General features: G+C 54.2%; 5 protein-coding genes. 2 read left to right on the plus strand and 3 right to left on the minus strand.

The annotated features are described in order from the left end of the window. Positions 1 to 31: 31 nt before the first annotated feature. Both Q7J88_RS10835 and Q7J88_RS10840 read left to right on the plus strand, forming a co-directional pair. The gene (locus Q7J88_RS10835; protein ID WP_303722217.1) at positions 32 to 304 is read left to right on the plus strand and encodes a cytochrome c3 family protein; all 273 of its coding nucleotides are present in this window, start codon (positions 32 to 34) and stop codon (positions 302 to 304) included. A gap of 239 nt (positions 305 to 543) precedes the next feature. After that, positions 544 to 816: a cytochrome c3 family protein gene (locus Q7J88_RS10840; protein ID WP_303722218.1), complete on the plus strand. Its 273-nt coding sequence runs from the start codon at positions 544 to 546 to the stop codon at positions 814 to 816. Between the two features lie 73 nt (positions 817 to 889). Here Q7J88_RS10840 and Q7J88_RS10845 read toward each other — a convergent pair whose 3' ends face one another. The 3 genes from Q7J88_RS10845 to Q7J88_RS10855 all read right to left on the minus strand — a co-directional run. Further along, positions 890 to 2212, minus strand: coding sequence for a putative glycoside hydrolase (locus Q7J88_RS10845; protein WP_303722220.1), 1323 nt, complete (start codon positions 2210 to 2212; stop codon positions 890 to 892). A 101-nt stretch (positions 2213 to 2313) separates the two neighbouring features. Continuing rightward, positions 2314 to 4365: an EAL domain-containing protein gene (locus tag Q7J88_RS10850; RefSeq protein ID WP_303722221.1), complete on the minus strand. Its 2052-nt coding sequence runs from the start codon at positions 4363 to 4365 to the stop codon at positions 2314 to 2316. 234 nt (positions 4366 to 4599) lie between these two features. Next, positions 4600 to 5513: DUF3108 domain-containing protein (locus Q7J88_RS10855; protein ID WP_303722222.1), on the minus strand; the 914-nt coding region annotated here is incomplete at its 5' end.

Raw genomic sequence — 5513 nt, forward strand, 5'->3', positions numbered from 1 at the left:
TCGCCTGAAACTTAACTAGGAGGAAAGACCCATGAAACGTTTGATCGTAACCCTGCTGGCCCTCGCCTTCCTGACCACGGCTACCGCTGCTATCGCTGCTGACGTCGTAACCTACGAAGCATCCAAGGGCGCCGTCACCTTCAACCACAAGGCTCACGGTGAGAAACTCGGCGATTGCGCTAAATGCCATGAAGGTACCCCGGCCAAGATTGCCGTCGACAAAAGTGGCGCTCATGGCGCAGTTTGTAAAGACTGCCACAAGGCGATGGGCGGCCCCACCAAGTGTAACGATTGCCACAAGTAATAGCCCAGACACACGTCAAACAGAAAAAGGGGGGCCTTGGCCCCCCTTTTTCATTAATCCGTCATGTCGGGTCGGAACACAAAAAACAGGCTAGCATACTGTAATCACGACAAATTCAGTAGACATCGGGCACCAAAAGGACAGATGTCTAATGTACAGCTCACTTCTTTCGGGTAAATTGTCAACACGGTATACGGAACAACCGTAGACCACAAAAACCCTATGGAGGAGGAAGTAACATGAAACGTTTGATCGTAACCCTGCTGGCCCTCGCTTTCATTACCACGGCTACCGCTGCCATCGCTGCCGACGTCGTAACCTACGAAGCATCTAAGGGCACCGTCACCTTCAACCACAAGGCTCACCAGGAAAAACTCGGCGATTGCGCCAAGTGCCACGAAGGTACCCCGGCCAAGATCGAAATGACCAAGGACAAAGCACACAAAGAGCTGTGCAAATCCTGCCACAAAGACATGGGCGGACCCACCAAGTGTAACGACTGCCACAAGTAATTACACGACGAACCTGCTTAATAAAAAGGGGAGGCCAGACCGGCCTCCCCTTTTTTATTGATATCCCGCTAATTCAACTATCAGAGGGCAATTGCAAAACTTGTGGTTTGGTCTTGGTTTGTTCGTCGGTCTGGCCTGCAACCTCCACACTTTTTGCGACAGGAAGACCGGCATCGCTATAACGGTTAGCAGCATTCCAGAGCATGTACCCGTTACTTCCGAAATCATTCGCTGCACGTATCTGGGCCGAGATCTCGGCGGCTTTAAAGCGACGACGATCGAACGCGTAATCCTTGAATGCCTGCAACCACGGCCTGAATCTCAAGGGATCGGCACCGGTGCGCCGGTATGCCTGTTCCAGCGAGAGATAAATCATCTCGTAAGGCGCCTCCATCGGCGAAGGAAAACCAGGAAGTCCGTGACTGAACCCCGAAGGGTACAGCATCGGCGAAAGATAATCGACATGCGGCAACAAGGTTTCAAGATGCTGCCCTATGTAGGTATCATTTTCATTCCAGCAGATATAACCAAATACATCCGCTGAAACATATACACCGTAACCATCTAGAATCTTCTTGGCCTGACGCAGAAAATCGTTGATCGCAGATATTCGGTTAATGAACGAGTTGGGTTTTGCAAAAACCAGCCGCGCAGTATCGGGGAAGCGCACGTAATCAAACTGGACCTCATCAAATCCTAGCTGTGCGGCTTCTTCGGCGACCTGAAGATTATAAGCCACGACTTCGGGCTGATGCGGGTCGACCCACCCAAGTTTTTCACGATCTTTCCAGGGACGGCCTGACTGATCCATCACCGCGCTACCGGGACAGGCCTCTGCAAACAGGTTGTCCTTGAACACCACGATCCGGGCGATCGTATAGATCCCTCTGCCCTTGAGCTCGGCAACCAGTTCGGCAAGGTGTGGTAACGTGACCAGTTCCTGCGCTCCAATATCGTGGGCCTGCAGGATACTACTCGGATAGGAAAGCTCACCGCGGTCACCCTTGATATCGATAACCACGGCATTAAGCTCGGTGCGTTCAATCAGTTCGAGAGCTCTTCCACGCAACCCCTGGTGTGCCGCACCATAAAATGACAAATAGAGCGCGCGCGGGTGAAAGGACTGTAATTCTATCTGCTCGGCCGCCTCGATATCGACGTGAGCAGCAAGGAACCCAGGGCGCTTGACAGCGACTTTCTCGACGGGATCTTCAAGTAGAAACTCGCCATCGGCTGCGGATATGGCCCGTTGCGCACCGGACAGAACCAAGGCTCCGGACAGACCCTGGCCGTCCTGATCAACAACACGCCCCCAAAGCAGATCGGCTGACGCCGAGTTCGCTAGCGCAGCAAGAACAACAACGACAAGGAACAATATAGACCTGAGCCGAAACATGAACTCTCCAGAGATGCAAATGCGCTTATCATATCCCGAATTAAGCGGCAACTCCAGCAGAATGACAAAACAGAGGTTAAAGGAATGCGGGGTGCGAAGGCTCAGGCCTGCAATTGAAACCGATGAATTTCCTGTGTTTTCCGGGCAGCCGGGAAATAAACCCCCAGCCCCCTGCTAACAGGCTCGCAAAAGCAGTAGTGCTCAAAAGCCTCAGCGGATAGTGGCTGTGAGAAATAGAAACCCTGCCCCTCGTCACAACCCCGCGAGAGCAGGAAGTATCTCTGAGCTTCCGTCTCGACTCCTTCACCGCACACCTTGATGCCGAGATTATGGGCCATGCTGATGATCGCTTCTGCAATCGGAGCTCGATCCCCGGGTCGCTCGAAGGCGCTGATGAAAGAACGGTCAATCTTGACACAATCGACCGGAAACATCTGAAGATAATTCAACGACGAATAACCGGTACCGAAATCGTCAATAACCAGGCGCGTGCCCCGTACCCGCAAATCGACAAGCCCCTCTAGAGTCGAAGCTGTGCGATCCATCAGGGCACTCTCGGTCAACTCGATTTCCAGATGATGGGGAGACAGACCACTCAGCTCCAGGGCACGATCAACATCATCGGCAACATCCGACAACCTGAACTGTCGCCCGGATACGTTGACCGTAAGGTTCAGCCCGGATATTCCACGTTCCTGCCATTGTGCAACCTGACAACACGCTTCCTCCAACACCCAGCGCCCGAGTGCTGCAATACTGCCATTTTCTTCGGCGCGAGGGATAAAGCGCCCAGGTGTAAGCACCCCCAATTCAGGGTGGTTCCAGCGTACCAGTGCTTCTACTCCAAGGATAAGGCCACTTTGCAAATCGACCCGCGGCTGGTACTCGATAAAAAACTGCCCTTGTTGCAAGGCAAGACGCATACTGTGATCAAATATCAGCCTCTCATCGTGTACCTTGTTGAGTTTACGTGAGTAAAACCGGTAGGTTCCACGCCCCTCTTCCTTGGCCAGATACATTGAGGCATCGGCATGCATAAGCAACGTTTCACAATCGCTGCCGTCCTCGGGAAAACGCGCGATGCCGATGCTGGTACCGCTATAAACCGTTCTGTCATCGAGCTCGAACGGCTCGGCAAGAACCGTCAGAATTTTTTCGGCAACGGCGCTGGCGCTGCTGCCGACGTCCAGATCCTGCAGAACAACGACAAACTCGTCCCCACCCAGGCGCGCAACGGTATCGATCTTGCGCAGGCAACCAGAGACACGTCTACTCACCTCAACAAGCAACAGGTCCCCATTATGATGCCCGAAAACGTCATTGATGTCCTTGAAACGGTCTAGGTCAAGAAACAACACCGCCATCCCTGCCTGTGCACGTTGCGCATGGATGATCGCCTGATCGATACGGTCCTCGAGCATACGACGATTAGGCAGGCCGGTGAGGCTATCGTAAAGCGCGAGGTAACGGGCCTCTTTTTCAGCTTCCTTGAGCCGCGCAATATCCTTGATTACCAACACAAAACAGCATGGCTGCCCCATCTCGCCCCGCACCATGGAAATACTCAGATCCACCCACACCTCGGATGAATCAGAGCAGAGACACAGGCGCTCACACGACAGAGAGCTTTCGTCGCTTGACAGGAGACGGTCGAGATCGGACCAAAGTCCTTTCTCATCTGCACCGACGATCAGATCGGTGAAAAATAACTGCGGGATTTCATGGCGCTTATAGCCGGTCAAACGGCAGAATTCCTCATTGGCGTCGACAAAGCATCCGTCAAGTGAGAGCCGGGCCAACCCAGCAGCCGCATGTTCAAAGATGGTTTCATAGGAAAGATCAGGACTCCCACTCGACGTCTTCGGGGCTGGCCGGTGCAGCCAGAGCATCTTCCCATCAGGCAGACTTTCTACCGCCACCTCCACCAGAGGCCCCTGGTCAAGGTTGAGCAGCAATGGACCATGAGAGGTGGAATCATGGCAAAAAAGGTCGACGTTGAACAGAGAAACGATTGACCGCCCCTGCAACTGCTCAAATGATGTGGAGAGCCAATTATAAAGCGACGGACTTGCCGATCGACAGTTCCCGGACTGATCGACCAGAATCCATGCTCTCCCCTGAATGTTTGCCGTATGTTGTGTCGCAGCAACCATGGCACCTTCTTGGCGTAGACAACCTGAAAACAGCTCCTGAAATCATAGGTTTGCCAAGAACATGCCTAAAGGAACTTCGTAAGAAAACCCAAAAGGCAAGTAGCTGTACTACAACGCAAAATATTTATAATTTTGTTTTGTGTGCGACAGGATTAAATCCGGATATGCCGATTAAAGGAGGGAGGCCCGCTCAAAACAATTCATTGTGACAAAAAAATGGCAAGAAGCGGCCGACTAAGGTTCAAAGGGGGCCGCTTCAATGTGGATTGGCCGCTGCCGCTCCTCAAGCTGTAGCGGAGGGGCCTCGAAGCTCTTGGCCTGAGTCATCGCACCGCGCACATCCCCCAAACCGAGGACATCCACCGCTATGGCACTGCCGACCTGGCGCTTGTCATTGAACCAGACATAAAGCTTCCCCCCACCGGTCTGGAAGACCTCTTCATCGAGATAAAGTCGGCAGAGAGTTCCCCCTTCCGGGAAGAAAGAGAGGTCGCGCTGTTCTTCCGGGCTCAACACTTCAACGACGATCTCAGCAGCCCCTTTGAACGTATAGGAGGGGATGACCATGCGGGTGCCGGGTATCAGGGGGCCAAACATTCCGAGACGCAGATTCCAGTAAGCGCTCAAGAAGTCAAAGACTTCATGTTGCTGCGGCAACTCGCGACGTATTTCTTCGGTCAGACGGCCATTCTCGGAGCGCTGAAACAGGACCTCCCCCGCTTCGGCGTCGAAGAATAGCGCCTTGCCGCGATCGGTGAGAGAATCTCCCTTCCCCTTGAAACGCCTGGTTACAAATGACCGCGAGTGAAAATAGCCATCACTACCGAGCACGAAGTGCGCCTCGTAGCGCTCTCTCCGGTTACGCGTAAACAGGGCCGCCATCCCGCGGGTCTTGACTTCAAGTTTGGCCCGAAAGTGCCCGGCATCGGCAAACCGTTCCAACTCGAGGGAGCCGTCAGCCAGGCGGTCAAACCATAGGAAACCGACTTCGTACTCCAGGCGCTCGTTGCCAGCCGGAAGATAGGCAGTCTCGGCCAGGGCCTGCGCTGCCGGGGCCTGCGCTGCCAGGGCCTGCGCTGCCGGGGCCTGCGCTGCCGGGGCCTGCGCTGCCGGGGCCTGCGTTACCGGGGCCTGCGTTACCGGGGCCT

Source organism: Malonomonas rubra, from assembly GCF_003247215.1.
GTDB lineage: Bacteria > Desulfobacterota > Desulfuromonadia > Desulfuromonadales > Geopsychrobacteraceae > Malonomonas > Malonomonas rubra_A.